The following is a 26,873-nucleotide window of genomic DNA, read 5'->3' as shown; positions in this document are numbered from 1 at the left end:
AAAGGGCGGGCGCGCGAGGTGTCAGCACCCGCGCGCCCGCACCCCCAGTGGGCCCGGCGGGAACCCCGCCGTTGGGGAGAGGAGACACCGGGGACGACGCTGGATACCGCGCGATCCTACGAAAATCCCTGTCCAGGCAGGGGTTCACCCCGTGAAGAAGCGTCCGGGAATCAGCCGAGCAGCAGCCCCGGATCGGACTCCGGCGGACCCGCGGGCCACCACTCGCCGCCCTCGCGCCGGTACGGGTGCCACCGGCCCCGCCGGTCCAGCCGGACCTGCACCTCCCCGGCCGTGCACCGGTTGCGGTCGAACACCGGCTCCTCGTCGGTGACGTCGGCGAGCGCGGCCCGCGCGGCCGCCAGCGCCGCCTTCGGGGGCGTCCACGGCGCATCCAGCACCTCGAGACCCGCCGGGCCGCCGTGGGTCCACGCCGCGACCGCCCGCTCGAACTCCGGCCCCTCGCCCAGCCGCGAAGCCGCCGCGGGGAACTCCGCGGCCAGCCGGACCGTGTCGTGGCGCCGTCCCGGCCACGGCTCGCCCGCCAGCACGGCCGCGGCCTGAGCCGAAGCGTTCGCCGCCAGCAGGGCGAAGGCGTCGGCGGGCACTCCCGGCGCGGCCGGGATCGACGGCGCCCCCGACGGCTGGAACCCCGCGAGATCCGGGAGCTCTCCCGGCGTCCGGTCCTCGACGACCAGGTCCACCCGCGGCGCCGTGCGGCTCTCCAGCTCCTCGCGGATCTCCCGCTCACCCTTGCCGCGCATCAGCAACAGCAGGAACGGGTCCGCGTCCAGCAGCCACGACGCCTGGAACGACAACGCCGCCGCGTGCCGGCACGGCAGCTCCCAGCCCGCGCAGTCGCACTCCGGGTCCAGGTCGCCGATCCCGGGCAGCAGGTGGACGCCGGCGTCGTCGGCCGCCGCCACCAGGTCGTGCGGCATGTCCCGGTCCAACAGCGCCGCCAGGTGCCCCGCCCGCGAGGCGACCCGGTCGAGGAACCGCGTCCAGTCCACTTCGGACAACTCCGCCAGCCGCAGCTCGGTGTGGAACGGGCCGCCGTCGACGTCGTCGACCGCCGCCGCGATCCGGCCCGGGCTCACCGTGATCGGCCCGACCAGCCCGGCCGCGGCGTACTTGCGGCCTTTCTTCAGCTGCCCCAGGTCGAGCGCGGTGTCCTCCATCGCGCTCACCCAGGCCCGGCCCCACCAGGAGCGGGCCGAGCGCCCGGCCGCTCCGAACGCGGGGAACCCGCGTACCGCCTCGTCGCTCATCCGCGGCTCCTCAGCTCGACGAGCTCCGCGAGCTCGGTGTCGGTCAGTTCCGTCAGCGCCGCCTCGCCACCGGCCAGCACGGCGTCGGCCAGCGCCCGCTTCTCCCGCAGCATCGCCGCGATCCGGTCCTCGACCGTGCCCTCGGCGACGAGCCGGTGCACCTGCACCGGCCGGGTCTGCCCGATCCGGTACGCCCGGTCGGTCGCCTGGTCCTCCACCGCCGGGTTCCACCAGCGGTCGAAGTGCACGACGTGGTCGGCGCGCGTGAGGTTCAGCCCGGTGCCGGCCGCCTTGAGCGACAACAGGAACACCGGTACCTCGCCGGCCTGGAACCGCTCGACGAGCTCTTCGCGCCGCGCGACCGGGGTGCCGCCGTGCAGCAGCTGCGTGCCGATCCCCCGCGCGGCCAGGTGCTGTTCCAGCAGCCGCGCCATGGCGACGTACTGGGTGAACACCAGCACCGCGCCGCCCTCGGCGAGGATCGTGTCGAGCAGTTCGTCGAGCAGCTCCAGCTTCCCGGAGCGGCCGCCGGGCTCTTTGAGGTACTGCGCCGGATGGTTGCAGATCTGCTTGAGCGCGGTCAGCAGCTTGACGATCCGGCCGCGCCGGGCCATCCCGTCGCTCGCGGCGATGTCGGCCATCATTTCCCGCACGACCGCCTCGTACAGCGCCGCCTGCTCCGGGCTCAACGCCACCGGCCGGTCGGTCTCGGTCTTCGCCGGCAGCTCGGGCGCGATCCCCGGATCGGATTTGCGGCGCCGCAACAGGAACGGCCGCAGCAACCGCGAAAGCCGCTCGGCCGCGGCGGGATCCCCGGCCTCGATCGGTTTCGCCCACCGCGCCCGGAACTCGCTCAGCGACCCCAGCAGCCCCGGTGCCGACCAGTCGAGGATCGCCCACAGCTCCGAGAGCGTGTTCTCCACCGGCGTGCCGGTCAGCGCCACCCGCGCGGCCGCGGGCACCAGCCGCAGCGCCTTCGCCGTGCCCGACCGGTGGTTCTTGACGTGCTGGGCTTCGTCGGCGACCAGCAGCCCCCACCGGACCGCGGCCAAGGGCGCGGGATCGGTGCGCAGCGTGCCGTAGGTGGTGAGCACGAACCCGTCGAGTTCCTCGAGCGACCGCGCGCTGCCGTGGAAGCGCCGCACCGGCACGCCCGGGGCGAACCGGCGGATCTCGCGTTCCCAGTTGCCCAGCAGCGACGCCGGGCAGACCACCAGCGTCGGCCCGGACGCGCGGTGCAGGTGCAGCGCGATCAGCGTGACCGTCTTGCCCAGGCCCATGTCGTCGGCGAGGCAGCCGCCGAGGCCGAGCCCGGTCACCGTGGCCAGCCACTGCAGCCCGCGCAGCTGGTAGTCCCGCAGCGTCGCGGCCAGCCCGGCCGGCGGCACCTCGGGCTCCGGGGCCGCCGACAGCCGTTCCCGCAACCGCGCGAGCCAGCCCTCGGTGACGACCTCGACCGGCTCGCCGTCCACCTCGGTGGTCCCGGTCAGCACCGCGCCCAGCGCGTCGACCGGCGTCAGCGGCTTGAGCGTCCGCTCGCGGGCCTTCGGCGCCAGCGCCGGGTCGACCAGCACCCAGCGGTCGCGCAGCCGCACCACCGGCCGGCGGGCCTCGGCGAGCGCGTCCAGCTCCGCCGCGGTCAGCACCTCACCGCCCAGGGCGAGCTGCCAGTCGAACTCCAGCGCCCGGCCACCGCCGAAGAACGACGGCAGGTCACCCGGTGCGTCCCCGGCGTTCACCACGGCCCGCGCGGTCAGCGACCCCGCGAGTTCCGCCGGCCAGTGCACGTCGATGCCCACCGCCGCGAGCTGCGGGGCCGCGGCCGCGACCAGCTCGGTGACGTCGTCCTCGCCCAGGGTCAGCTCGTCCGGCACCGCCGAAGTGAGCAGCGGGCTCAGCGCCGGCCACACCTGCGCGCCCCGGCGCAGCGCGAGCACGACGTCGATGCGCGCCCGCGGCCCGAACCGCCCCGTCTCCCACAGCTGCGCCGCGTCGGCGACCTGGCCCGGCTCGGCGAGGCTGTGCACCTGCACGACGGCGTGGAAGCGGCCGGCCTCGAAGCCGCCGGGCGCCTCGACCCGCAGCGACACCCGGATGCCCGAGTCGAGCCCGGCGGCCAGCTCGTCGGCCCAGTCCCGCACCGGCTCCGCCCGCTGGGGCGCGACGGCGGCGAACAGCCGCGTCCCGGCCGCCTTCGCCGCGGCGGGCGTGCGGGGCAGGGTGTCGGCGACGGCGTCGAGGAACGCCCGCAGCAGCGGCCCCGGCGCCCGTTCGTCCGCCGGCATCGCGGCCGCGAGATCCCGCAGCCACGCGGCTTCCGCCGGTTCGAGCGGTCCGGCACGCCAGGCGTCGTAGCCGGCCGCGGTGACGCCCGGCAGCAGCCGGCCCGCCGCGACGAGCCGCAGCGCGGCCCTCGCCGCGGTCGCCCAGAACGCCGTGGCGGGATCGGGGTCGTCGGCCCTCAGCAGTTCCGGTAGTCCGTCCACCAGGGACAGCCGGCGCCCGCCGAGCACCAGCCGTCCCGCGCGTGGGGGTTCTCCGGGTTCGAAGTCGGCGTTCAGTTCCCCAGCCTTTCGTATCGGCGCACGGACAACGGCACGAACACCGCGAGCAGCACCAGCGGCCACACCACCGCCATGAGCACGGAGTGCGCGCTCACCCAGGACGTCCCGGCCGCGCCCGGGTTGCCGAACAGCACCCGCGCCGCCGTCACCGTGGAGGACAACGGGTTCCACTCCGCCACGGTTCCCAGCCACGCCGGCATCGTCGCGGTCGCCACGAACGCGCTCGAAAGGAACCCGAAGGGGAATTCCAGGGTCTGCGCGAGCGTCACCATCGACGGATCGGTGGTCAGCAGGCCGAGGTAGATCCCGGCCCACACCAACGCCGTCCGCAGCAGGAGCAGCAACCCGAACGCGGCGAACGTCTCGGCCGGGCTGCCGTGCGGCTGCCAGCCGACGGCGAACCCGCACCCGAGCAGCACCACCAGCGCGAGGACCGCGTTCACCAGGTCCGCCGCGACCCGGCCGGTGAGCACTGCCGAGGGCGCCATCGGCAGCGACCGGAACCGGTCGGTGACGCCCTTGGCGGCGTCGTCCAGCACCGCGATCATGGTGCCCGACAGCCCGAAGGCCATCGTCATCGCGAACATCCCCGGCATCAGGAACTCGCGGTAGGACCCGCCGCCGGGCACGGTCATCCCGCCGCCGAGCAGGTAGGCGAAGATCAGCACCATCAGGATCGGGAACGCCACCACGGTGGCCAGCCGGGCGGGCCGCCGCGCCAAGTGGGCGAGGTACCGCTGGGTGAGCGTCCAGCCGTCTTCGAGCGCCCATCTCATCGCGGCACCTTCCCCGTCAGCTCCAGGAACACTTCGTCGAGCGTCGGGTGCCGCAGCGCCACGTCGGCGACCGCCAGCTCCGCCGCCCCCAGCTCGCGCACCACGCCGGTCAGCATCGCCGCTTCGGCCGGTGCGCTGACCCGCAGCTCGTCGGTGACCGGCTCGGCCCCGGTGACCCGGGCCAGCAACGCCGCGGCCGCGCCGACGACGTCGGGATCGGTCAGCACCAGTTCGATCCGGGTCGCACCGAGCGAACCCTTCAGCTCGGCCGGGGTGCCTTCGGCGATCACCCGGCCGTGCTCCACCAGCGAGATGCGGTCGGCCAGCCGGTCGGCTTCCTCCAGGTATTGCGTGGTGAGCAGCACGGTCGTGCCGTCGGCGACGAGGGACCGCACCGCCCGCCAGACCTCGATGCGGCTGCGCGGGTCCAGCCCGGTCGTCGGCTCGTCGAGGAACAGCACCCGCGGGGCGGCCAGCAGCGACGCCGCCAGGTCCAGCCGCCGGCGCATCCCGCCGGAGTACGCCGAGACCGGTTTCGAGCCCGTGTCCGCGAGCTCGAACCGCTCCAGCAGGTCGTCGGCGCGTCGGGTGGCTTCGCGCCGGCCCAGGTGGTGCAGCCGGCCGAACAGCACCAGGTTCTGCCGCCCGGACAGCAGTTCGTCGACCGCTGCCTGCTGCCCGACCAGCCCGATCGAGGAGCGCACTTTCGCTGCTTCGGTGGCGACGTCGAAGCCGGCGACCCGGGCGGTGCCGCCGTCGTGGCGCAGCAGCGTGGAGAGCACGCGGACGGCTGTGGTCTTGCCCGCGCCGTTGGGGCCCAGCAGGCCGTGCAGCGACCCGGCCGGGACCGAGAGATCGAACCCATCGAGGGCGTACGCGTCGCCGTAGCGCTTGCGAAGTCCCTCGGCGTGGATCTGCGGAGTCATCCTCCCCCTTAACTCTGTACTATGTACGAAGTACAGGTTAGCACAACTCTGTACGTCGTACGAGGATCAGGTGAGCAGAATGAGCGGCGTGAGCACGGAGGACAACGGCGGCGGCGACCCGCGACGGGCGATCGAGCTGCTCTGGGGCGTCCCCGGACCCCCGCGGCGCGGCCCGAAACCCAAGCTGACCACGGCCGACGTCGTGCGCACGGCCATCGCGCTGGCCGACGCCGACACGATCGACGCCGTCACCATCCGCCGCGTCGCCGAGCAGCTCGGCGTCTCCCCCATGTCGCTCTACACCTACGTGCCGGGCCGCGCCGAGCTGCTCGACCTGATGATCGACCACGCCCACGGCGAGCTGCCGGTCTCCGACCCCGACCTCGGCTGGCGCGAAGCGCTGACCGCCATCGCCGAGGCCCAGTGGGCGCTGTTCCACCGCCACCCCTGGCTGCTGCAGGTCACCACCAGCCGCTCGGCGCTCGGCCCGCACAGCTTCGCCAAGTACGAACACGAGCTGCGCGCGGTCGAGGGCATCGGGCTCGACGACGTCGAGATGGACGCCGCCGTCGCCCTCGTCACCGGCCTGGTCCGGACCACCGCGCGCAGCTCGCTCGACGCCGCCCGCCTGGTCCGCACCAGCGGACTGACCGACGCCCAGTGGTGGGAGCGCGCCGCGCCGGTGCTGGCCGGGATCCCGGCGGCCGCCACGGAGCACTACCCCCTGGCCTCCCGGGTCGGCCAGGCCGCGGGCGAGGCCCACAACGCCGCGGAAGACCCGGCCTACACCTTCCGCTTCGGCCTCGCCCGCGTCCTCGACGGCATCGAGGCGCTGGTGTCAGAGCGTCAGCAGTAGTTCCGCGGGACGCCACGTCCCGCCGTCGGGCGCGCGCGGCACGTCGCCGGCGAGCGCCAGGTCCGGGAAGCGGGCGAAGAGCGCCGAAAGCGCCACCTCCGTCTCCACCCGCGCGATCGACGCCCCCAGGCAGAAGTGCGGGCCGTGCGAGAACCCCAGCTGCGCGGACCCTTCGCGGGTGACGTCGAGCCGGTCCGCGTCGGCGAACACCCGGGGGTCGCGGTCGGCGGCCACCATCGCGGCCGTCACCCGCTCGCCCGCGCGGATCACCTGCCCGTCGATCTCGACGTCTTCCCGGGCGAAGCGGGGCGTGGTCAGCAGCTGCGGGCTGCAGAAGCGCATCAGCTCCTCGACCGCGCCCGGCCACAACGCCGGATCCGCACGCAGCGCCGCGAGCTGTTCCGGGTGCCGCAGCAGGGCTTCCACGGCGTTCGCGATCAGGTTCACCGGGGTCTGCCCGGCCAGCACGAGGTGCCAGACCAGCGTGACCAGCTCGGTGTCGGTGAGCCGGTCGTCGTCCTCGGCTCGCACGAGGTCACCGATGAGGTCGTCGCCCGGTTCGGCCCGGCTGCGCGCCACCGCCTCCTTCGCGCCCTCGATGATCTCCGGGATCGCGGCGGCGAAGTCCGGGCCCACCCCGCCGGCGACCGCGGCGCCGTACTCCCGCCAGCGCGGCCGGTCGGCTTCGGGAATGCCGGTCATCTCGCAGATGACGTCCATCGGCAGCGGCCGCGCGAAGTGCGGCACCAGATCGACGACACCGTCCTCGGCGTGGGCGGGCAGCTCGTCGAGCAGCCGCTCGGTGAGCGTCACCAGCCGTGGCCGCAGCCGCGCGGCACGTCTCGGGGTGAACGCCGGCGCCACGAGCCGGCGCAGCCGCAGGTGCTCGGGCCCGTCCTGTTCGGCCATCGTCCGCATGTACTCGAGGCAGTGCGCAGGGATGCCGGGAGGGCGCATGAAGCTCTCCGCCCGCACCTCGAACCGCGGGTCGGCGAGCATCGCGCGGGCCTGGGTGTAGCGGGTCAGGGCCCAGAACGGGCCGAAGCCGGGGATGACGAGTTTCGCCACCGCACTCACTTCCCGGGCCTGGTCGTAGGCGGTGAACGGGTCGGTGAGGACCTTCAGGTCGGTCAGGTCGATTTCGGGGGTCATCCGCAACTCCACATGTTCACATCAGATGTTCTGATCATCTCAGTGGTCACGGTATCTTGACTGGCGACGCCGCGGCAAGGAGGACGATGGTCAGGCTCAGCAGGACGGAGACCCAGGAGCGCAACCGCGCGAAGGTCCTCTCCGCCGCCCGCGACGAGTTCGCCCGGCGCGGCTTCCGCGACGCGAAGATCGACGTCATCGCCGAACGCGCCGAGCTCACCCGCGGCGCGGTCTACTCCAACTTCCCCGGCAAACGAGCCCTGTACTTCGCGGTCCTGGCCGATCTCGCCGAACGGGCACCCCGGCCCGCCACACCACCGCCGCACCCCACCGCGGCCGACGTCCTGGCCGCGTTCGCGCGCGCGTGGGTCGCACGCCTGCCCCTGGCCACCGACGACGACAGCGGCGACGCCCGCCTCGGCCGCGACCTGCTGCCCGAGATCCTCGCCGACGAGCACACACGACGGCCGTTCGCGCAGCTCATGCGCGTCGAGGCGATCCTGCTCGGGCTCGCCCTGGAACGGCTGCGCCCGGGACGGCGCCTGGTCCGCGTCGCCGAAGCCGCCCTCACCACGCTGCACGGCGCGAGCCAGCTCGCCGCCGCCGCGCCCGGCTTCGGCGAGCCGTTCCACATCGTCTCCGCCTGCACCGCGCTGCTCGACCTCGACCTCAGCGACGACTGGCCGGCCGTTCCGCCGATCACGAGCCAGATCCGGCCCGCCGACCAGCCGTGGACCCCGCCCGCGGCCACCGACCTGCTGACCGGCGCACCGTTCCGGCCCGGTGACGGCGTCGTCACCATCCTCGGCCTGCACCGCGCCGCCGCCTTCGAAGAAGCCGTGCGCGCCGGCGCCGACGTCACCGCCGTCCTCGTCACCAGCGACCCCGGCGAACTCGCCCCGCTGGCCCGGCTCGCCGTCGCCGACCTGCGCGGCTGCCTCGACCAGGCCATCGCGCCCCCGGAACGGCCCCGCCTGCGGCTCGTCTGCGACGCGACCGGCGAGCTCGCCGCGGCCGCCGGCGTCACCGCGGTCAGCGACGCCACCGAGACGGCCATCCGCGTCGAAGGCGGCCGGATCGTCGTGCGCGCCGAGGGGTACGGCGCCTGCCACGCGGCAGCTGTCGGTCCCGGGCCCGGCCGTTCGTCGGGTGGGTGAACCGGCGGAAGGAGCAGCGGTGGACGTCGAGAGCGCGGTCGCGGAGGCGTTCCGCGAGGAGTGGGGCCAGGTCGTGGCCACGCTCATCCGGATCACCGGCGACTGGGACCTCGCCGAGGAGTGCGCCCAGGAAGCGTTCGCCCTCGCCCTGCGCACCTGGCCGCGCGACGGCGTCCCGAAGCGGCCCGGCGCCTGGCTGACCACCGCCGCCCGCAACCGCGCCACCGACCGGCTCCGCCGCGAGACCGCCGGCGCCGCCAAGCTCCGGGAGGCCGCCCTGATGCACGTCCCCGAAGAACCCGAGAGCGACGACAGCGGCGTGACCGACGACCGGCTGCGGCTCATCTTCACCTGCTGCCACCCGGCCCTGGCCACCGAAGCCCAGGTCGCGCTCGCGCTGCGCACCCTGGCCGGGCTGTCCACCGCCGAGATCGCCCGCGCCTTCCTCGTCCCGGAAGCCACCATGTCCCAGCGCCTCGTGCGGGTGAAGCGCAAGATCCGCCACGCGGGCATCCCCTACCGCGTCCCACCCGCGCACCTGCTGCCCGAACGCACCGCCGCCGTCCTCGGCGTGCTGTACCTGACGTTCAACGAGGGCTACTCCGCCAGCGCCGGGCCCGACCTGCTGCGCCCCGACCTCGCCGCCGAAGCCGTCCGGCTCGCCCGCGTCCTGGCACGCCTCATGCCGGACGAACCCGAGGCCCTCGGCCTGCTCGCCCTGATGCTGCTGCAGCACGCCCGCCGCGCCACCCGGGCCGGCCCCGACGGCGAACTCGTCCCGCTCGAGGAACAGGACCGCACCCGGTGGGACGCGGGCGAAATCGCCGAGGGCACCCAGGTCCTGGAGACGGCGCTGCGCCGGCGGCGGCCGGGGCCGTACCAGATCCAGGCCGCCATCGCGGCCTGCCACGCCACCGCCGCGACGCCCGCCGACACCGACTGGGCCCAGATCGCCGGGCTCTACGGCGAACTGCGCAAGCACGTCCCCAGCGCCGTCGTCGAGCTCAACCGGGCCGTCGCGGTCGGCATGGCCGACGGCCCGCTCGCCGGGCTCGCCCTGCTCGACGACCTGACGATGGACGGCTACCACCTGCTGCCGGCCACCCGCGCCGACTTCCTCCGCCGCTTGGGCCGCCACGCCGAAGCCGCCGACTGGTACGCGACAGCGCGCGACCTCGCGCCCACCGAGGCCGAACGCGCGTACCTCACGCGAAGAATTTCGGAGACGGTGTCGGTCCCGGGCGCGCCCGTTCGTCGGCCGGGTGAACCCCGACCACCGGAGGAAAGCCCATGACCACCCTCGCCGTCCCCGGCGCCACCCTCACCTACGACGTCACCGGCCGCGGTCCGGTGCTGCTGCTGGTTCCCGGCGGCCCCGCCGACGCCGCGGTGTTCACCCACATCCGGCCGGTGCTGGCCGAGGACCACACCGTCATCACCTACGACCCGCGCGGCCTCGGCCGCAGCCCCCTCGACGGCGAACCCGGGGACGACGTCCTCCGCGAGCACGCCGACGACGTGCACCGGCTGCTCGCCGAAGCCGGCCCCGCGGACGTGTTCGCCAGCAGCGGCGGCGCCATCACGATGCTCGACCACGTCGTGCGGCACCCCGGTGACGTCCGCACGGTCGTGCTGCACGAACCGCCGGTCAGCCGTTACCTGCCCGCGGGAGCCCTCGACGGGCCCGACATCCCGGCGCTGTTCCGCGACCAAGGCCTCGGCCCGGCCTTCGCCGCCTTCATGGCGCTCGTGGGGGTCGACCCCGTGCCCCCGCTCGACCCGCGTGGCGAAGGCAACTTCACCTACTTCTTCCGCCACCTGATGGCGGCCACCGGCGGCTACGAACCCGATCTCGGCGCGCTGCGGGCGACGTCCGCGCGGCTGGTCGTGGCCGTCGGCGAGAAGTCCGCCGGGTCGACGGCCCACGAAACCGCCGTCGGGCTCGCCACCGACCTCGGCCTGACCGCCGTGGAGTTCCCGGGCGACCACGGCGGGTTCGCCCTCGAACCGGAAGCCTTCGCCGCGCGCCTGCGCGAAGTACTGGAAGGACGCTGAATGCGGTACCTGCTGATGATCGCCGGCGACGAGACCGCCGAGGAACACCAGTACGACGGCTGCGACGGCTGGGGCGAAGACCTGGCCCGCCGCGGCAAGATCCACGGCGGAGGCGGCCTGCGCCCGCCGTCGGAAGCCACCACGATCCGCGTCCGGGACGGGGAAGTGCTGCTCACCGACGGACCGTTCACCGAGGCCAAGGAACAGATCGGCGGCTACGTCGTCCTCGACTGCGACGACCTCGACGAAGCCCTCGAGATCGCGGCCAAGCACCCCGCCGCGACCTACGGCAGCATCGAAGTCCGCCCGATCTTCGTCCCGGAAGGACTCTGATGCCGTCCATCGTGGACCGCCCGGCCCAGCGGTACGTCGCCGAGCGCGCCACCCTCGGGCTCGAGGAGTTCCCGCGCATCGCCGACCGGCTGCCACCGCTCATCGGCGCCCTGGCCGGTCACGGGATCGTCCCGGCCGGCGCGCCGTTCTTCCGCTACCGCGTGCTGCACCCGGGGATGCGGTTCACCGTCGAGGCCGGGATCCCGATCGAAGGCGGGTTCAGTCCGGACGAACCGACGTTCATCGGCGAGGTCCCGGCCGGGAAATACGTGTTCGAAACCTACGTCGGCGCCCCCGACGGCCTGGCCGCCGCGACCGCGGAAGTCCTGGCGTGGGGCGCCGCCGAGGGCGTCACGTGGGACGTCACCGAAGGCCCCGACGGCGAGGAGTGGGGTGGCCGCCTGGAAGTCCTGCGCACCAACCCCCTCGAGGTGCCCGACCCGGGCCAGTGGGTCACCGACCTGCTCTTCCGCCTCGCGGACTGAGTCACTTCGTGGTGAGCACGGCGGCGACCAGGCAGCCGAAGCCCGCTGTGCTCACCACGGCACGCAACACGTTCCAGCGCACCCAGATCGTCTCGAACGCCGCCCGCACCGCCGCGTAGTCGTCCCCGCCGCTCGCCAGCGCGTTGTTCAACGGGATGTTCACCACCGCGGTGATCACGACCATCGCCACCAGGCACGCGAACCCGGCGATCACCCACGGCCGCGGCCCCGGGTCGAGGAAGATCGCCACGCCCGCCAGCAGCGGCGCGCCCAGGAACGTCAGCAGGAAGACGGGGTTGACGATCGCGATGTTGATCCCGCGCATCGCCTCCACAAACGTCTTGTCGTCGCCGCGCGCGAGCCCCGGCAGCACCGAACACGCATAGGCGTAGAACAGCCCGGCGATCAACCCGGCCGCGACCAGCGCGGCCACCAGCACCACAGTCGACATCGGTCTCTCCTTCCCCTTCACCGAGCCCAGACCCCGGTCGCCGCCGCGTCCCGCGCGAAGCCGGCGAAGTCCGTCGCCGGCCGCCCCAGCACCCGCTCGACGTCGTGGGTCACCGACTCGTTGCGGCCGTCGAGCACCCGCGCGAACAGCTCGGTCAGCGCCCCGGCCTCTTCCTTCGGCACTCCGTACTCGACGGCCGCGGCGGCGTACTCCTCCGCGGAAACCGGAACATAGCGGACATCTCGTCCCGACGCGGCCGCGATATCCGCGGCGGCGTCGGCGAAGCTCAGCAGCCGCGGCCCGGTCAGCTCGTACAGCTGCCCGGTGTGGCCGGGCTCGGTCAGCACCTTCACCGCGACGTCGGCGATGTCGCGGACGTCGACGAACGGCTCGGTCACCGTGCCCGCCGGCAGCGCGATCTCCCCGCCGCGCACGGCGTCGAGGAGGAAGTGCTCGCTGAAGTTCTGCGCGAACCAGCTGCAGCGCAGGACCGTCCAGCCGGTCCCGGCGCCGGCCACGATCCGTTCGCACGCCTCGGCTTCCTCCTCACCGCGGCCGGACAGCAGCACCAGGTGCCGGATCCCTTGAGCCACGGCCAGTTCCGCGAACGCGCGGACGTCGTCGGCCGCCTGGGGCACCACCAGATCGGGGTAGTAGGTCAGGTAGACGGCGTCGATGTTCTTCAGTGCCGGTGCCCAGGTCCCGCGGTCACCCCAGTCGAACGGCGGCGCTCCGCGCCGCGACGTGATCCGCACCGGCAGGCCGCGCTCCCGCAGCCGATCCGCCACGCGGCGCCCGGTCTTGCCGGTGCCGCCCACCACCAGGAAGTTCGTTGTCATGGCCGTGAGTCAACCGCCTGCCGGTAAGACTCTCCATAGTTCAAAGGCTTGATCGCATGTTTCAGCGTCTACACTCGGCCGCATGGACCCGCTCGCCGCGCTCCTCGACGGCCCTCGCGCCCACGGCGCGTTCCTGCTCCGCTCGGTGCTGACCCCGCCGTGGTGCCTGCGCATCGAGGACGAGGCACCGCTGACCGTCGTGTCGGTCGTACGCGGCGAGGCGTGGATCGTCCCGGACGCCGGCGAGAGCGTCCTGCTCGACGAGGGCGACGTCGCGATCGCCCGCGGCCCGGACCCGTACCTGGTCGCCGACCAGCCGTCGACACCCCCGCAGGCGCTGATCCTGCCCGGACAGGTATGCCGCACCCCCGACGGCGGGCACCTCACCGACTACGCCGGCCTCGGCGTCCGCACCTGGGGCACCGGCGGTCCGGTCGTCCTGCTCACCGGCACCTACGGCATGGAAGGCGAGATCAGCAAGAAGCTCCTGGCCGCGCTGCCGGCGCTGATCGTCCTGCGGGCGGCCGACTGGCCGACGCCCCTCGTCGGGCTGCTCGCCGCCGAGATCGGCCGGGACGTGCCCGGGCAGGAAGCCGTCCTCGACCGGCTGCTCGACCTGCTGCTGATCGCCGCGCTGCGTACGTGGTTCGACCGCCCTGACACCAGCGCGCCGGCCTGGTACCGCGCGCACGACGACCCGGTCGTCGGGCAGGCCCTGCGGTTGCTGCAGCACCAGCCCGCCGAGCCGTGGACAGTCGCCAAGCTCGCCGCCGACACCGGCGTTTCCCGGGCCGCGCTGGCCCGGCGCTTCGCGACGACGGTCGGCGAGACACCGATGGCCTACCTCGCCGGCTGGCGGCTCGCGCTCGCCGCGGATCTGCTGCGCCAGCACCCGGAAGCGACGATCGGTGCGGTCGCCCACCAGGTCGGCTACGGCAGCGCGTTCGCCCTCAGCGCGGCCTTCAAACGCGAGTTCGGGGTCAGTCCCCAGCGGTACCGGTCGGCGTGAACGGCACCGAGCTGTGCTCGTGGACGATCTTCCAGCCGTCCTCGCCCCGGTGGAACCCGACGGTCGAGCGCACCGCCATGTCCACCTCGGTGCCGTCGGTCATGGTGCCCTTGACTTGGAACAGGTAGTGCGCGAACGCGACATCGCCGTCGGCGACCACTTCGAGGTCCCGGATCCGCAGGTCGATCGCGGAGCGGTAGCCGCCGAACCATTCCCGCAGCCGCCGGCGTTCGACGTCCCGGCCGGTGTCGCGCAGCGGGCCGAGCGCGTCGAACAGCGTGACGTCCTCGGCGTACTGCGCGACCAGCGTCTCCACGTCCTTCGCCGCCACGGTCGCGACCCGGGCTTCGATGAGCTGTTCGGGGGTCATTTCAGCGCCTCGCCCAGCCGGTCGAGCCAGTCGCCGGTGCCCTGCTCACGCCACTCGGGTTTCTCGGCGTCGTCGAGGAGCGTGTCCTGCTCGGTCAGGACCAGGCGGGTGCCGCCGTCTTCGCCGATCAGCTCCACCGTCGTGATCGAGACCGTGGCGAGTGACTCGCCGCCGCTCAACGTCGTGGAGTAGACGATCCGCCGCCCGGGCACGATGTCGTGGTAGGTCGAGACGACCGACAGGGGCGTGCCGTCCGGGCCCGCGGCCTCGACGGTTTCGCGGCCGCCGACGCGGAAGTCCAGCTCGTGGGTTCCGTCGGGGACGAACCAGCGGGTCTTGGCGGCGGGGTCCGCCCACGCGGCGAACACCCGTGCCGGCGGGGCGGGGTAGGTGCGTTCGAGCGTGAACGTGGCGTGCTTGACGGTCATGTCGTGCTCCCTTCCGACGTTCCGGGCGGCTCGGCGAGGAAGTCGCCGAGCCGGTCGAGCCTGCTTTCCCACGTGGTGCGCTGCCGGCCGAGCCAGTGCTCGCCGGCGCGCAGCATCTCCGGTTCGATCCGGCAGGTACGGACACGGCCGGTCTTCTCCGACCGCACGATCCCGGCGGATTCGAGCACCTGCAGGTGCTGCACCACGGCGGCGAGCGACATGGTCAGCGGCTCGGCGAGCTCGCTGACCGAGGCCGGCCCGCGCACGAGCCGCTCCACCAGCGCCCGCCGCGTCCGGTCGCCCAGGGCACGGAACACCAGGTCCAGCTCATGGTCAAGCATGTACTTAAGTTATGCCCGGGCCGCCGAATAGTCAAGCAGTTACTTAAGCATTGCCGCGACGTCCTCGGGCAGGCTCACCTGCGTCTCCCGCAGGACGGCCAGCGTCCTGGCCAGCGCACGCTCGGCGTTGTCGGCGCGGCCGGTGCAGACCCGAAGTTCGGCCCCGAGGTTCGTGGTGGTCTCGTGCATGGACCGGACGGTCTGCTCGTGCGCGGCCTGCAGCTCGGCCAGCCGCCGGTCGCCGTCCGCCCGGGCCTGGTCGAGCGCGACCCGATGGGCAGTAGCTGCCTTGGTCAGCTCTTCGCGGGCGGCATCGAGGCGTCCGGCGGCCGCTTCGGCGCGAGTCTCGGCCGCCGCCAGCCGTTCGGCCGCGGCCTCAGCGCGGGTCTCGGCCGCGTCGAGACGCTGAGTCGTCGTCTCCGCGCGGGCTTCGGCTGCTTCCGCGCGCGCCGACGCGGCTTGACTGCGCTCGCGCTCTTCGTTGAGGGCCCCGCGGGCGGCCGCGAGTTCGGCGGTCAGCGTGGCGATCACCGCGGCCCGCTCGCCGGCCAAGGCGGCGGTGGCGTCGGCTCGCTCGGCGACCCTCCCGAGTTCGTCCCGCACCGCGGCCAGCTGCCCTTCGGCCCGCTGCTGCTCCTGCAGCGCGGCCCGCCGGGCGGCCCGGTCCTCGTCCCGCTCCCGCAGAGCCGTCGCTTTCTCCCGCTCGGCCTCCGCCGCGGTCCGGGCCGCCTCATCGGCGACGTCTCGCGCCCGGGCGGCTTCGGCTTCGGCAAGCCCGCGTTGCCGGCGGTGGCCGTCGGCCTCGGCCAGGGAGGCGTCCCGTTCGGCGAGCGCGGCCGCCGTGGTGGCTTCCAGCTGGTGACGCAAGGTCGTGAGCGTCTCGACGAGGCCTCGCGCGGGTTCGAGCACGCGGTCGACCTGCCCGGCGAGCGCCGTGACAGCGGTGTCATCCAGCTCGGTGTCGCTCTCCCGCAGCGACTCCGCGTCCGACAGGACAGCTTCGGCGTCGCGGCAGGTCAGGTTCCGGCGCCCCCAGGTCTTGCCGTCCTGACAGAACCGGGCCCGGCTCCCCCGGCCCACTGCCGGCGGCAGCGGCGCTCCACAGCGCCGGTACTCACAGATTCGGGCCTGACCTGCGTCTTCCGTCATGCACGAGAGCCTATCAAAGCTTCTAATCAGAACTAGTAGCAACTGTTCAAAATTAGAAGATACCTGTCGAGGTGTCTGGGTTTGGATAAGGTCACATATCCAAACCCAGAACGGGCCAGAAGATCCCGGGGTCACAAAGGGCGGATTGAGGGCCTCGAAAAACTAGGAGCCCCCTTGATGTCAACCCAGAGTTGACGCTGCGGCCCGCTTCCGCTCCAGCAGGGACCTCTCGGCCGCGTTGTGAGTCAGCTCGATCGCCGCCGTGTAAGCAGCCACCGCTTCCCCACTCCGCCCTGCCCGGTCCAGGAGGTCCGCGCGGATCGCGTGGTACAGCGGGAACCGCGCCAGATCCAGGTCCTCGACCAGGGCCAACGCCGGACCGGGACCGTCGACCTCGGCGACCGCCACCGCCCGGTTCAGCGCCACCACCGGCGTCGGCGTGATCGCCAGCAGCTGGTCGTACAACGCCTTGACCTGGGCCCAGTCCGTGGGCGCGTCGCTGTGGACGGCCTGGATCGCCGCCTGGATCTGGTACGGGCCCGGCTGGTTGCGGCGCAGGCACCGGCGGACGATCTGCTGCCCCTCGGCGACCAGATCCGCGTCCCACCGGGCGGGGTCCTGGTCGGCCAGCAGCACCAGGTCGCCGGACGCCGTCGTGCGGGCCGCGCGGCGCGCGTCGATCAGCAGCATCAGCGCCAGCAGGCCCCAGACCTCCGGCTCGTCGGGCATCAGCCCGGCCAGGACGCGGGCGAGGCGGATCGCCTCGCGGCACAGGTCGTCGCGGACCAGGTCCGTCCCCGCGCTCGCCGTGTAGCCCTCGTTGAAGATGAGGTACAGCACGCCGAGCACCGCGGACAGCCGCGCCGGCAGGTCGGCGTCCCGCGGGACGCGGTACGGGATGCCCGCGTCCCGGATCTTGTTCTTCGCCCGGACGATCCGCTGGGCCATCGTCGGCTCGGCCACCAGGAACGCGCCGGCGATCTCGGCGGTGGTGAGGCCGCCGAGCAGCCGCAAGGTCAGCGCGACCTGCGTCGGCCGGGCCAGCGCGGGGTGGCAGCAGGTGAAGATCAGCCGGAGCCGTTCGTCGGGCACGGCGTCCTCCTCGACAGGCTCGGCTGTGTCATTCGGATGAGTGGCATGCAGCAGGGCGGCCTGGGCGTGCTTGTCCGCCCGGGCGGCTTCCCGGCGCAGGCGGTCGATGGCGCGGTTGCGGGCGGTGGTGATGATCCAGCCGGCCGGGCTCGGCGGCACCCCGTCCGTCGGCCACCGCCGGACGGCCTCGGCGAACGCGTCCTGCACGGCTTCTTCGGCGACATCGATGCTTCCGAACACCCGCACCAGCACCGACACGGCGCGGCCGTACTCCGCGGCGAAGACGTCCTCGACGCTCATCCGGCGAACGGCCGCACCTCGACCGGCAGCGGCGCGACGGCGTCGGCGAGCCGGCTGCCCCAGACGAGCGCCGCGTCGAGGTCGGGCGCGGTGATGATCGTGAACCCGCCGAGGTGTTCCTTGCCTTCGGTGAACGGGCCGTCGGTGACGAGCGTGCCGCCGTCGCCGGCCCGCAGCACGGTGGCGGTGGACGGCGGGTGCAGCCCACCGGCGAACACCCAGGCCCCGGCCGCCTTGAGGTCGGCGTTGAGGGCGTCGAGCTTCTTCATGACGCCGTCGAGCACCTCCGGCCCCGGGGTCGGTCCGTCGGGCTGGTAGATGCTGAGCAGGTACTGCTTCACGTCGGTTCCTTTCGCCGTCTCGCCCCTCATACGAACGGCACCCGGCCGGATCGACACGCCTCACCGGAGAAAGTACCTACTTCCCGTAACCTCGGCGCGTGCCCGAGCTCGAACCGGTGACCGACGCCGCCCTCGCCGCCGCGAGCCCGCAGGACCGGCTCGCCCTGCTCGACGAAGCCGCCGCCCGGCACGTCGACGGGCAGCGGCCGCCGAACACGCTCAAGGCCTACGCCCAGGACTGGCAGGTGTGGCAGGACTACACCGCCGAAGCCGGGATCCCGCCGCTGTCGGCGTCGATCGGTGCCCTGACCGGGTTCGTCGTCTGGCTCGAGCGCGGCCGCACGCTGCGGCCGGACGAGCGCGCCGTGCCGGAGGTGCCCGAACGGGCCGCCCCGGCGGCGCCGTCGACGATCGAACGGCGGCTCACCGGCGCGCTCGCCGGGCTGCGGCACCACAAGGTCGTCGTCGACCCCGAAGCGAGCCGCGCCGCGTGGCGCGCGCTGAAGGGCTACCGGCAGCGGCTGGCCCGCGAGGGGATCCAGCGCGGCCGCGGCAAGGCCACCATGGTCACCCTGACCGACCTGCGGGCGATGTCCCGGGCGTGCCCGGACACCCTCGCCGGCGCCCGCGACCGTGCGATGCTGCTGATCGGGTTCCCCATCGCCGCCCGGTGTTCCGACCTGGCGAACCTGCTGGTCACCGACGTCGAGCCGGTCGACGATCGGGGCTTGGCGGTGACCGTGCGGCACGGCAAGAGCACCGGCGACATGGTCGTCCCGCGGCGCGAGAACCCCGACACCGACCCGGTGCGGGCGTGGCACGCGTGGCGCTCCGGCGCCGGGATCACCGAGGGGCCCGCGTTCCGCCGGGTCGACCGGCACGGCAACGTCGGCGAACCCGCGCTGAGCACGACCGGGGTCAACCAGATCCTCACCCGGGCCGGCGTCCGCGCGGGCCTGCCGTACCCGGTGACCGGGCACTCCCTGCGGTCCGGGTTCGCCACCGAGGCCCGCCGCGCCGGCGCGGACGACCTCGCGATCGCCGACCAGGGGCGCTGGGTGCGCGGCAGCCGCGCGCTGTACGAGTACATCCGCCGGGTCGACCAGTGGAACGACAACGCGGCGGGCGTGCTCGACCTCTGAGTCGCGGCGGCTGGGTCACGGTGGCTGGGTGGCGCCGACGACCTCGCCGTCGAGGCGGGCGAGCCAGCTGCCGCAGACGCAGCGCACGTAGTCGAGCCGGTGGGTGGCGGGCCGGGCCGCGGTCGCCGGCAGTTCGGCGAGCGGCCAGCCGCAGCGGGGGCAACGGGTTCCGTCCATGTCCCGATCGTGGTGTAATGACTTTGTGCACTTCAACCCTTACGGCGGCCCGGCCGCGCTCGTGGCCGCCGACCTGGTGAACGCGGGGTCGGCGAGTGAGCTGCTGGCCGGGATGGTCCGCAACGGCATGTCCATCCCGGCGCTGACCGACGAGGAGGCCACGCGGATCGCCGCCTGGGCCCACCGGCTGCGGCCGGTGTTCGCCGCGGCCCCCGAAGCGCGTCCGGAGCTGGTCAACGACCTGCTGGCCGAGGCGGCGTGCCGGCCGTACATCGCCACCCACGACGGCAAACCGCCCCACCTGCACTACTCGGCCGAGGACGCGGGCCCGGTGGGGCGCGTCCGCGCGTACACCGCGGGCGGGCTGGCCCACCTCGTGTGCGAAGCGCCGGACCGCCTCGGGATCTGCGGCCGCGAAGGCTGCGAAACGGCGTACGTCGACACGTCCCGCAATGGCCGTCGCCGCTTCTGCTCGACCCGCTGCGCGACCCGCGTCCACGTCGCCGACCACCGGGCCCGGCAGCTGACGGCCTAACCGAAGACCTCAGCCAGCCACGCCTCCCAGCCTTCGGCCTCCGCGTCGGTGTCGATCTCGGTGAAGTGGTGCCGGCCGACGCCGATCCGCCAGCCGAACGCGTTGCGGCCGTAGAACCGGTACAGCGCGTCCGCGGTCCGGACCCCGAGGAAGTGCGGCGTGACGTAGTCGGCGACGCCGTGGATACCGCGCACGCTCACCGGGTCACCGACCCGGAGGCCGGCCGCAACGTCGAGTGCCTTCGTCAGCTTGGCGAAGCCGTCCGGCCGGGCGGACGGCTCGGGCGCCTCGGTCATCGCGTAGGTGGCGCTGCGGCCGGGGAAGTGGGTCAGGTACTCCCCGAGCGAGTGGTAGTAGAACGCGGTGTGCTGCCGGCACGCGTCGTAGTTCGTGTCCCAGTCCTCCAGGAAGACGCCGCGGTGCACGAACTTCAAGTGAGTGGCCTCGCCGCGGGATTCGAAGGTGTAGTCGAGCTCGTTGAACCAGCCGTCCTTCTCGCACCGGGTCGCGAAGTGCTCGCCGGGCTGCCAGACGGTGACCTCCCCGCCGTAGAAGGTCAGCCCGGACTCGCGGCCGCCGGCCCACGGCTCGTAGGAGATGGGCCACGACCAGCTGCCCGTCTCGACGGTGATCGCGCGCCAGCACTGCTCCGGTGTGGCGGTCAGGGTGCCCTCGAACCCGACCTCGAACTCTTTCGTCATGGCTGCCTCCTCGACGTCCTCTTGCCAGGACGTCATGCGGGGAGGGCCGGATTCGACAGATCCCGCGAGTGAATCCCATGGGCGTGCTCCGCCCGGCGGGCGCCTGCTTAGACTGCTGACATGAGCAAGCGCTTAGTGGTCATGGGGGATTCGTTCACCGAAGGCGTCGGGGACGACGACCCGGCCGCCGCGAACGGCGTGCGCGGCTGGGCCGACCGCGTCGCCGAGCAGCTCGCCGCGCGCGAGCCGGATTTCCGCTACGCCAACCTCGCCGTCCGCGGCAAGCTGCTGCCGCAGGTGCTGGGCGAACAGCTCGAGCCGGGGCTCGCCCTGGAGCCCGACCTCGTCTCCCTCTACGCCGGCGGCAACGACCTCATGCGGCCCAAGGTCGACATCGACGCGCTGCTCGTCGACTACGAAACCGCCGTCGCCCGGATCCGGGCCACCGGCGCCCGCCTGATCCTGTTCACCGGGGTCGACGGCGTCGAGGACCCGCTGTTCCGCGCCATCCGGGGCCGGGTGGCGATCTACAACGAGCTCGTGCGCGGTATCGCCGCCCGCCACGACGCCCTGCTGGTCGATCTGTGGTCGATGCGGCAGCTGTGCGACCGCCGGTTCTGGGCGCCGGACCGCCTGCACCTCAACGCACTCGGGCACACCGAGGTCGCCATCGAGGTGCTGCGGGTCCTCGGCGTCGAGCACCCGCTGATCAGCCCGGAACTGGCGCCGCGCGCGGTGCTGAGTCCCGCCGCGCGCCGCAGCGAAAACCTGCAGTGGGCGCGGGAGCACGCGCTGCCGTGGGTGCGGCGGCGGGTGAAGGGCGAGTCGTCCGGGGACACCATCGCCCCGAAGCGGCCGACGCTCGAGCCGGTCGGCTCAGCGCCGCTCCCCCGCTGACACCTGCGGGCGGAGGCCGTCGAAGAGGATCGTCACGGCCCGCTCGCGCAGCCGCGCGTCCGGGCCCGCGTATTCGGCGGCCTTCGCCACGCCGATGATGATCGTGATCAGCTCACCGGTGACGAGGTCTTCGCGGACCGCGCCCGCGGCCTGGGCGCGGGACAGGAGCACCCCGAGCGCGCCGAGCAGCCGGGCGCCGATGTCGGACTTGGCGTGCGGCACGCTCACCCCGGCGGCGGTGAGCGCTTCGAAGTAGGCGTTCTTCGCGCTGGACATCTCGATCCAGCCGGCGAGGAAGGTGAAGAACGCGTCGCCCGGGTCGGCGGAGTCGGCCGCCACGACGGCTTCGGCCTCGTCGGCGAACCGGTGCAGCCGGGCGACGAGCACAGCCTCCAGCAGGGCTTCCTTCGTCGGGAAGTGCCGGAAGACGGTGCCGATGCCGACACCGGCGACGCGGGCGACCTCTTCGGTCGGCGCCCCGGTGCCCTTGGCGGCGAACACGCTCTCGGCCGCTTCCAGCACGCGCGCCCGGTTGCGCCGGGCGTCGGCGCGCAGGGGTTTCGTCTCGGCGGCATCAGCGGCGGGGGTCACCTCCCGATGGTACTGCGCCGTTCGTTCCCGATCCGACCACAGCCACGGCCGAATCCGCCCGTGGCAACGGTTACGTGCCGCTCGGGGGGCGGCCTGCCTTTGGCCGGATCGGGAACGGGGGCGGGTCCGGCAGCGTCTCCAGCAGCCGGGCCAGTGCGCGCGGCACGTGGGAGCGCCAGCCGCCGCCCATGATGCGCCGGGAGACGCGCTCGAACTCGTCGTCCGGGTCGAAGCCGGTGTGGCTGAGGAACAGCCGGGGGCCGGTGCCCTCCGGTTCGAGCCGCCACGTGACCGTCCACCGAGGACCCCAGCGGATGCTGAGCTTGCGCTCGAGCTCGACTTCGAGGACCTCGCAGGCCACCGGCCCGCCGGCGAACCCGGCCGCGGGCACCGGCTGCGCCAGCAGCTGGAACCGGTGTCCCACCACGGGTTTGATGTCGTTCGGCATGTTGATCCAGCGCTCGAACAGGTCCGGCTCGGTCAGCGCGCGCCACACCTTGCGGGCCGGGTGGGCGAGGAACTGGTCGACGTGGATCGCGGCCGGGTCGTCGTCGGTCACAGGTCGTCCTCTTCGTCGAGCAGGTCACGCAGGTTGGCGAGCTTGCTCCGCCAGAACCGCTCGTACGGCGTGAGCCAGTCGGCGACCTCTTCGAGCGGGGCCGCGTCGAGCCGGTAGACGCGGTTGCGGCCTTGGCGCTGCTCGCTGACCAGGCCCGCCTCCCGAAGCACCCGAAGGTGTTCCGAGAGGCTGGGCCGGGCCATCTCGAACCGTTCGGCGATCGCACCGGCGGCCATCGGGCCGTCCAGCAGCAGCCGCAGGACTTCCCGCCGCGCCGGGCTGGCGAGGGCGGCGAAGACGTCGTCGTTGACCGGCATCAGTTCGGGACGTTGCCGAAGTCCGACGGCTGCAGCAGGCCGAGCGTGTGGCCGTCGAGGTCCTTGAAGGACGTCGCGCGCCCCCACGGCCGCTCCTCCGGGTCGGCGACCTCGACACCGGCCGCCCGCAGCGTGGCGACGTCGGCGTCGAGATCGGTCGTCTGCAGCTGGAAGTGCCGCGGACCCGGCTCGATCCCGGTGACCTGCTGGTCGGTCAGCACCACGCCCGTCTTCGCGCCCTTCGGCGCGACCATCACGAACCGGCCGCCTTCGGGCGTGCGGCGGTCGACGAGTGCTTCGAAGCCGAGCTTGCCGACGTAGAAGTCCCGCGCGCGGGCGTGGTCGGCGACGGGCAGGGTCAGGAACTGCACGTGGGTGATCGTCATGCCCGCGGCATTACGTAGGAGATCTCCTACATGTCAACCGGGCTGCCGAACCACCGCTCCAGTGCCGCTCGCAGCGCCTTCCGCTCGGTGTCGTCGGGCTCGGCCGAGCTGGTCGCCCAGGCGACGTAGCAGTCCGGCCGCAGCAGCATCGCCGTCGCCGGCGCCTCCCCCGCGGGCCGGGCGGCGACGAGGTCGACGCGGTCGGTCCAGCCGCGCAGCTCGGCACCGAGCGAGCCGCCGGTGAGGTCCAGCAGCAGCGGCCGGGCCGTCCTGGTCAGCTCGGCCAGCCGGATCCCGTTGTCCAGCACCACGTCCGGGGCCCACCGGCCGTCGAGCGGGTGGTCGGTGGCCGCGTCGTAGCGGATGTCGGCGCCGGACATCAGGTCCGCGATGTGCCGCACGGTGCCCGGCAGCCGGAGCAGTTCGCCGAACAGCTCCCGCAGTGCGGTGACCTCACTGCCCGGCGCGATGAGCGCGGACTGGGCCTGGGTGTGCATGACGACGCGTTCGGCGGCCGGGCGGCGTTCGGCCTCGTAGGTGTCGAGCAGTCCCGGCGGCGCCCAGCCGCGGATTTCGGCCGCGAGCTTCCAGCCGAGCCCGATCGCGTCCTGCATGCCCAGGTTGAGCCCGGGACCGCCGATCGCAGAGTGGACGTGCGCGGCGTCGCCGACCAGCAGCACGCGGCCGTCGCGGAAGCGTTCGGCAAGCCGGGTGTTGCGCCCGTGCAGCCGCCGCGTGAGGTGCGGGCCGTCGCCCGTGGGCGGGTTCAGCGGGACGTCGGCGCCGAGGACGCGGCGGATGCTCGCGTGCAGCTCGTCCAGGGTCATGGCGATGTCGTCGCCGGTGTCGTCCTCGACCCACTCGATGGTCGTCACCGACGTGCCGGTCTCGAGCGGCGCGTAGATGAACAGCCCGGTTTCGGTGCGGTAGTGGAACAACGGCGGGACGACGCCGTGGCCTGGCACCCGCAACCCGCCGGTGCCAGGATCGAGGATCTCCGGCGGGATGGTGACGTGCGCCGACCGGGAGACGCTGCGGTCCTCGGTGACCCCCGGGAAACCGATGCCGGACAGCTTCCGGGTGACGCTGCGGCCGCCGTCCGCGCCGGCGAGGTACCGGGTTTCGAGGGTGTAGGGGCCGTCCGGGCCGGCGACCTGGAGGGTGACGCTTTCGGCGTGCTGCTCGAGGCCGGTGAGCTCGTGCCCACGGCGGATCTCGGCCCCGAGCTCGGTGGCGCGCTCGGTGAGCATCGCCGCGATCCGCCGTTGCGGCACGGGCAGGAGGTGGAACTGGGTCTCCGGCGCGAGCGTGAGGTCGAGCGGCAACGCGCCGAAGACGAACCGGGGCCGCGGCGGGCCGAGCGGCCCCGCGAGCCGGTCGTGCAGGCCGCGGCGGTCGATCATCCGGACGACCTGGCCGACCATGCCGTTGGCGCGGTGTTCCGTGGTCGGTTCGGGCAGCTTTTCGAGGACGAGGGGCCGGACGCCGGCGAGGCTGAGCTCGCAGGCGAGCATCAGGCCGTTCGGGCCGGCTCCGGCGATGACGACGTCGTGCATGACGAAACTCCTCGGGTGTGGGGAAGAACGGAAGAGGGCAGGACGAATCAGCCCGGCGGGTACCGGGCGCCCTCAGTGGTGCGAGAGGTCAGTGCGAAGGGTCAGTGCGGTGCGGGCAGTCCCGCGGCGAGCTGCCCGAACACGTCGCGCAGGAGCGCGGCCATCGAGGCCGGTGGTTCGGTGCCGAGCCACTGCTGGATGGTCACGGTGAGCGCGGCACTCACCGTGGCCGCCACCAGCCGCGGGTAGAGGTCGTTCGTGGCGTTGGTGCCGGTGCGCTCGGCGATGGCCGCGGCGAGCTCGGCTTCGGCCGCGGCGCCGGCTTTCGCGAACTCGCTCTGCAGCGCGGGTTCGGAAACCATCAGCCGGACTCCGCTGAGCCACTGCTCGTCCGGGACGACGTTGTCGGCATCGCCTTCGCCGAGGGCGAATCCGGCCAGCGCCGCCTCGGTGACGGCCGTCCAGATCGGTTCGTCCGCCGGCCGGTGCCGCAGCTGCTCGGCGATCGCGTGGGCCCGTTCGAAGTGCCGGGCGACGATGGCCTCGCCCTTGGTGGCGAAGTAGTTGCTGAAGGTGCGGGTCGACACCCCGGCCTCGGCGGCGATGTCCTCGATCCGGACGTTGTCCAGTCCCCGCTCCACCACCAGCCGGATGGTGGCCCAGCTCAACGCGATCCGCGTCTCCCGCTTCTTGCGCTCCCGCAGCCCCTGGGCGTCCATGGGTTCACCATAGCGGAACTTGCAGAATCTGCAAAGTTGCAGACTCTGCACTTTGGTCCTCACTGACCGGACGAGATAGTGGTCATCGATCGCCGAAACCGTCGACGGGCGTCACACTGTTGTGTGACATCAGTCACCGGAGGTGTTGCGAGATGGTCTTGGGCGACAACGGAGTCACTCACAAGGTGGAGCCGGACAGCAAGTACGGAAGAGTGCAGGTACGGCGTGCGGCGCTGGCGAGCGCGATCGGCACGACCATCGAGTGGTACGACTTCTTCCTCTACAACACCGCGGCGGCTCTCGTCTTCCCGCACCTGTTCTTCCCGGCGTCGAGCGCCTACGCGGGGGCCATGCAGTCGTTCGCGACCTACGCGGTCGGGTTCGCCGCACGCCCGGTCGGGGCGGCGATCTTCGGGCACTGGGGTGACCGGATCGGCCGCAAGACGACGTTGATCGTCACGCTGCTGCTGATGGGTATCTCCTCCGGCATCGTCGGGATGCTGCCCGGCACGGCGGCGATCGGGTTCGCCGCGCCGCTGATCCTGGTGCTGCTGCGGCTGGTCCAGGGCATCGCGATCGGTGGTGAGTGGAGCGGTTCGGTGCTGCTCGCGATGGAGTGGGGCGATCAGAAGAAACGCGGCCTGCTCGGCAGCTTCGCACAGATCGGTGTCCCGGTCGGGCTGGTGCTCGGCACCGGCGGCATGACGCTGCTGTCGGCGACCCTCTCCCCCGAGGACTTCGACTCCTGGGGCTGGCGGCTGCCGTTCCTGGCGAGCCTGGTCCTCGTCGCGGTCGGCCTGGTGATCCGGCTCAAGATCCTCGAGACGCCCATGTTCGCCAAGCTCGTCGAAAGCGGCCGGACCGCGCGGACGCCCGTACTCGACGCGATCCGCCACCACTGGCGCGAAATCCTGCTCTCGGCCGGCGTGCGGTTCAGCGAGCAGATGCCGTTCTACCTGTTCACCAGCTACGTGCTGGTCTACGTCGTGTCGCGGCACGAGTTCAGCAAGACGTTCGTGCTCAACGCGGTCCTCGTCGGCGCCGCCTGCGAGCTGGCAATGATTCCGTTCTTCTCGACGCTGTCGGACCGCATCGGCCGCAAGCGGGTCTACCTGGCCGGGGCGGTGTTCACCGGCGTGATCGCGTTCCCGTACTTCACGATCCTGGCGCACGGCAACCACGCGCTGGTGTTCGTGGCGGTCGTGGTGTCGTTCATCCCGCACGCGCTGCAGTACGGCCCGCAGGCGGCGCTGATCGGCGAGAGCTTCCCGACGCACCTGCGTTACGGCGGCGCGGGGCTGGGCTACCAGCTGGCGTCGGTGTTCGCGGGCGGGCCGGCGCCGCTGCTGGCGACGTGGCTGCTGCACCAGACCGGGACGCCGTATTCGATTTCGGGGTACA

General features: G+C 73.0%; 32 protein-coding genes. 11 read left to right on the top strand and 21 right to left on the bottom strand.

Features of this window, described 5'->3' with window-relative positions; translation table 11 throughout:
• Positions 1-170: 170 nt before the first annotated feature.
• The 4 genes from AB0M83_RS36530 to AB0M83_RS36515 are packed head-to-tail and all read right to left on the bottom strand — an operon-like array spanning position 171 to position 5,534.
• Positions 171-1,268 carry an SWF/SNF family helicase gene (locus tag AB0M83_RS36530; protein WP_364524302.1) on the bottom strand — a complete coding sequence of 366 codons (1,098 nt, stop codon included), beginning with the start codon at positions 1,266-1,268 and terminating at the stop codon, positions 171-173.
• Positions 1,265-3,781: a DEAD/DEAH box helicase gene (locus tag AB0M83_RS36525; protein ID WP_364524300.1), complete on the bottom strand. Its 2,517-nt coding sequence runs from the start codon at positions 3,779-3,781 to the stop codon at positions 1,265-1,267. The genes AB0M83_RS36530 and AB0M83_RS36525 overlap by 4 nt, the downstream gene beginning before the upstream one ends.
• A 44-nt stretch (positions 3,782-3,825) precedes the next feature.
• A complete protein-coding gene (locus AB0M83_RS36520; RefSeq protein ID WP_364524298.1) occupies positions 3,826-4,608 on the bottom strand; it encodes an ABC transporter permease in 783 nt (260 codons plus the stop codon).
• The gene (locus AB0M83_RS36515; protein WP_364524296.1) at positions 4,605-5,534 is read right to left on the bottom strand and encodes an ATP-binding cassette domain-containing protein; all 930 of its coding nucleotides are present in this window, start codon (positions 5,532-5,534) and stop codon (positions 4,605-4,607) included. Before AB0M83_RS36515 ends, AB0M83_RS36520 begins: the two co-directional genes overlap by 4 nt.
• Before the next feature lie 79 nt (positions 5,535-5,613).
• Here AB0M83_RS36515 and AB0M83_RS36510 point away from each other — a divergent pair, with 79 nt between their 5' ends.
• A complete protein-coding gene (locus tag AB0M83_RS36510; protein ID WP_364524294.1) occupies positions 5,614-6,390 on the top strand; it encodes a TetR/AcrR family transcriptional regulator in 777 nt (258 codons plus the stop codon).
• Here AB0M83_RS36510 and AB0M83_RS36505 read toward each other — a convergent pair.
• Complete coding sequence (locus AB0M83_RS36505) at positions 6,373-7,542, bottom strand: cytochrome P450 (RefSeq protein WP_364524292.1); 1,170 nt, start codon at positions 7,540-7,542, stop codon at positions 6,373-6,375. The genes AB0M83_RS36510 and AB0M83_RS36505 overlap by 18 nt on opposite strands.
• Before the next feature lie 86 nt (positions 7,543-7,628).
• Here AB0M83_RS36505 and AB0M83_RS36500 point away from each other — a divergent pair, with 86 nt between their 5' ends.
• The 5 genes from AB0M83_RS36500 to AB0M83_RS36480 are packed head-to-tail and all read left to right on the top strand — an operon-like array spanning position 7,629 to position 11,572.
• On the top strand, positions 7,629-8,699 hold the full coding sequence (locus AB0M83_RS36500) for a TetR/AcrR family transcriptional regulator (protein WP_364524290.1): 1,071 nt from the start codon (positions 7,629-7,631) through the stop codon (positions 8,697-8,699).
• 19 nt (positions 8,700-8,718) lie between these two features.
• The gene (locus AB0M83_RS36495) at positions 8,719-9,993 is read left to right on the top strand and encodes a sigma-70 family RNA polymerase sigma factor (RefSeq protein WP_364524288.1); all 1,275 of its coding nucleotides are present in this window, start codon (positions 8,719-8,721) and stop codon (positions 9,991-9,993) included.
• Positions 9,990-10,754: an alpha/beta hydrolase gene (locus tag AB0M83_RS36490; RefSeq protein WP_364524286.1), complete on the top strand. Its 765-nt coding sequence runs from the start codon at positions 9,990-9,992 to the stop codon at positions 10,752-10,754. Before AB0M83_RS36495 ends, AB0M83_RS36490 begins: the two co-directional genes overlap by 4 nt.
• Positions 10,755-11,087 carry a YciI family protein gene (locus AB0M83_RS36485; RefSeq protein ID WP_364524284.1) on the top strand — a complete coding sequence of 111 codons (333 nt, stop codon included), beginning with the start codon at positions 10,755-10,757 and terminating at the stop codon, positions 11,085-11,087.
• The gene (locus AB0M83_RS36480) at positions 11,087-11,572 is read left to right on the top strand and encodes a GyrI-like domain-containing protein (RefSeq protein ID WP_364524282.1); all 486 of its coding nucleotides are present in this window, start codon (positions 11,087-11,089) and stop codon (positions 11,570-11,572) included. The genes AB0M83_RS36485 and AB0M83_RS36480 overlap by 1 nt, the downstream gene beginning before the upstream one ends.
• Before the next feature lies 1 nt (position 11,573).
• Here the strand turns inward: AB0M83_RS36480 and AB0M83_RS36475 are convergent, their stop codons facing one another.
• Together AB0M83_RS36475 and AB0M83_RS36470 are read right to left on the bottom strand one after the other, a co-directional pair.
• On the bottom strand, positions 11,574-12,023 hold the full coding sequence (locus AB0M83_RS36475; protein WP_364524280.1) for an anthrone oxygenase family protein: 450 nt from the start codon (positions 12,021-12,023) through the stop codon (positions 11,574-11,576).
• Positions 12,024-12,040: 17 nt separating this feature from the next.
• Positions 12,041-12,862 carry an NmrA family transcriptional regulator gene (locus AB0M83_RS36470; RefSeq protein WP_364524278.1) on the bottom strand — a complete coding sequence of 274 codons (822 nt, stop codon included), beginning with the start codon at positions 12,860-12,862 and terminating at the stop codon, positions 12,041-12,043.
• Positions 12,863-12,944: 82 nt separating this feature from the next.
• Between AB0M83_RS36470 and AB0M83_RS36465 the strand changes: the two genes are divergently transcribed.
• Complete coding sequence (locus AB0M83_RS36465) at positions 12,945-13,871, top strand: AraC family transcriptional regulator (protein WP_364524277.1); 927 nt, start codon at positions 12,945-12,947, stop codon at positions 13,869-13,871.
• Here AB0M83_RS36465 and AB0M83_RS36460 read toward each other — a convergent pair.
• From AB0M83_RS36460 to AB0M83_RS36435, 6 genes are all read right to left on the bottom strand, one after another.
• Positions 13,843-14,241, bottom strand: a complete 399-nt coding sequence (locus tag AB0M83_RS36460; protein ID WP_364524275.1) for a nuclear transport factor 2 family protein — start codon at positions 14,239-14,241, stop codon at positions 13,843-13,845. The two genes, AB0M83_RS36465 and AB0M83_RS36460, sit on opposite strands and share 29 nt — an antisense overlap.
• Positions 14,238-14,669: an SRPBCC family protein gene (locus tag AB0M83_RS36455; RefSeq protein ID WP_364524273.1), complete on the bottom strand. Its 432-nt coding sequence runs from the start codon at positions 14,667-14,669 to the stop codon at positions 14,238-14,240. The genes AB0M83_RS36460 and AB0M83_RS36455 overlap by 4 nt, the downstream gene beginning before the upstream one ends.
• Positions 14,666-15,010, bottom strand: a complete 345-nt coding sequence (locus AB0M83_RS36450; RefSeq protein ID WP_364524271.1) for a metalloregulator ArsR/SmtB family transcription factor — start codon at positions 15,008-15,010, stop codon at positions 14,666-14,668. The genes AB0M83_RS36455 and AB0M83_RS36450 overlap by 4 nt, the downstream gene beginning before the upstream one ends.
• A gap of 39 nt (positions 15,011-15,049) precedes the next feature.
• Entirely contained in the window at positions 15,050-16,159 is a 1,110-nt protein-coding gene (locus AB0M83_RS36445) for a hypothetical protein (protein WP_364524269.1), read from the bottom strand.
• A 180-nt stretch (positions 16,160-16,339) separates the two neighbouring features.
• Positions 16,340-17,551 (bottom strand): RNA polymerase sigma factor, encoded by a 1,212-nt coding sequence (locus AB0M83_RS36440; protein ID WP_364524267.1) that lies wholly within the window; start codon positions 17,549-17,551, stop codon positions 16,340-16,342.
• The gene (locus AB0M83_RS36435) at positions 17,548-17,892 is read right to left on the bottom strand and encodes a YciI family protein (protein WP_364524265.1); all 345 of its coding nucleotides are present in this window, start codon (positions 17,890-17,892) and stop codon (positions 17,548-17,550) included. The genes AB0M83_RS36440 and AB0M83_RS36435 overlap by 4 nt, the downstream gene beginning before the upstream one ends.
• 98 nt (positions 17,893-17,990) lie before the next feature.
• Here AB0M83_RS36435 and AB0M83_RS36430 point away from each other — a divergent pair, with 98 nt between their 5' ends.
• Complete coding sequence (locus AB0M83_RS36430; RefSeq protein ID WP_364524263.1) at positions 17,991-19,034, top strand: site-specific integrase; 1,044 nt, start codon at positions 17,991-17,993, stop codon at positions 19,032-19,034.
• A gap of 15 nt (positions 19,035-19,049) precedes the next feature.
• On the opposite strand, the gene AB0M83_RS36425 is transcribed toward AB0M83_RS36430, so the two are convergent.
• Positions 19,050-19,211: a hypothetical protein gene (locus tag AB0M83_RS36425; RefSeq protein ID WP_364524261.1), complete on the bottom strand. Its 162-nt coding sequence runs from the start codon at positions 19,209-19,211 to the stop codon at positions 19,050-19,052.
• A gap of 25 nt (positions 19,212-19,236) precedes the next feature.
• Here AB0M83_RS36425 and AB0M83_RS36420 point away from each other — a divergent pair, with 25 nt between their 5' ends.
• Complete coding sequence (locus AB0M83_RS36420) at positions 19,237-19,746, top strand: CGNR zinc finger domain-containing protein (protein ID WP_364524259.1); 510 nt, start codon at positions 19,237-19,239, stop codon at positions 19,744-19,746.
• Here the strand turns inward: AB0M83_RS36420 and AB0M83_RS36415 are convergent.
• Entirely contained in the window at positions 19,743-20,447 is a 705-nt protein-coding gene (locus AB0M83_RS36415; protein WP_364524258.1) for an SRPBCC domain-containing protein, read from the bottom strand. The two genes, AB0M83_RS36420 and AB0M83_RS36415, sit on opposite strands and share 4 nt — an antisense overlap.
• Positions 20,448-20,567: 120 nt before the next feature.
• Between AB0M83_RS36415 and AB0M83_RS36410 the strand changes: the two genes are divergently transcribed.
• A complete protein-coding gene (locus AB0M83_RS36410; protein WP_364524256.1) occupies positions 20,568-21,344 on the top strand; it encodes an SGNH/GDSL hydrolase family protein in 777 nt (258 codons plus the stop codon).
• On the opposite strand, the gene AB0M83_RS36405 is transcribed toward AB0M83_RS36410, so the two are convergent.
• From AB0M83_RS36405 to AB0M83_RS36380, 6 genes are all read right to left on the bottom strand, one after another.
• Positions 21,324-21,935, bottom strand: coding sequence for a TetR/AcrR family transcriptional regulator (locus AB0M83_RS36405; protein ID WP_364524254.1), 612 nt, complete (start codon positions 21,933-21,935; stop codon positions 21,324-21,326). The two genes, AB0M83_RS36410 and AB0M83_RS36405, sit on opposite strands and share 21 nt — an antisense overlap.
• 70 nt (positions 21,936-22,005) lie before the next feature.
• A complete protein-coding gene (locus AB0M83_RS36400) occupies positions 22,006-22,494 on the bottom strand; it encodes an SRPBCC domain-containing protein (RefSeq protein ID WP_364524252.1) in 489 nt (162 codons plus the stop codon).
• Positions 22,491-22,811, bottom strand: a complete 321-nt coding sequence (locus AB0M83_RS36395; RefSeq protein ID WP_364524250.1) for a metalloregulator ArsR/SmtB family transcription factor — start codon at positions 22,809-22,811, stop codon at positions 22,491-22,493. The genes AB0M83_RS36400 and AB0M83_RS36395 overlap by 4 nt, the downstream gene beginning before the upstream one ends.
• Positions 22,811-23,197 carry a VOC family protein gene (locus AB0M83_RS36390; protein ID WP_364524248.1) on the bottom strand — a complete coding sequence of 129 codons (387 nt, stop codon included), beginning with the start codon at positions 23,195-23,197 and terminating at the stop codon, positions 22,811-22,813. The genes AB0M83_RS36395 and AB0M83_RS36390 overlap by 1 nt, the downstream gene beginning before the upstream one ends.
• 26 nt (positions 23,198-23,223) lie before the next feature.
• Positions 23,224-24,753 (bottom strand): FAD-dependent monooxygenase, encoded by a 1,530-nt coding sequence (locus AB0M83_RS36385; protein ID WP_364524246.1) that lies wholly within the window; start codon positions 24,751-24,753, stop codon positions 23,224-23,226.
• A gap of 101 nt (positions 24,754-24,854) precedes the next feature.
• Positions 24,855-25,472 (bottom strand): TetR family transcriptional regulator, encoded by a 618-nt coding sequence (locus AB0M83_RS36380; RefSeq protein ID WP_364524244.1) that lies wholly within the window; start codon positions 25,470-25,472, stop codon positions 24,855-24,857.
• 152 nt (positions 25,473-25,624) lie between these two features.
• Here AB0M83_RS36380 and AB0M83_RS36375 point away from each other — a divergent pair.
• Positions 25,625-26,873: MFS transporter (locus AB0M83_RS36375; protein ID WP_364524242.1), on the top strand; the 1,249-nt coding region annotated here is incomplete at its 3' end.

This window comes from Amycolatopsis sp. NPDC051106, from assembly GCF_040682775.1.
GTDB lineage: Bacteria > Actinomycetota > Actinomycetes > Mycobacteriales > Pseudonocardiaceae > Amycolatopsis.
Note: the sequence above shows the minus strand (reverse complement) of the source record. Positions and strands in the feature narration are given on the sequence as shown.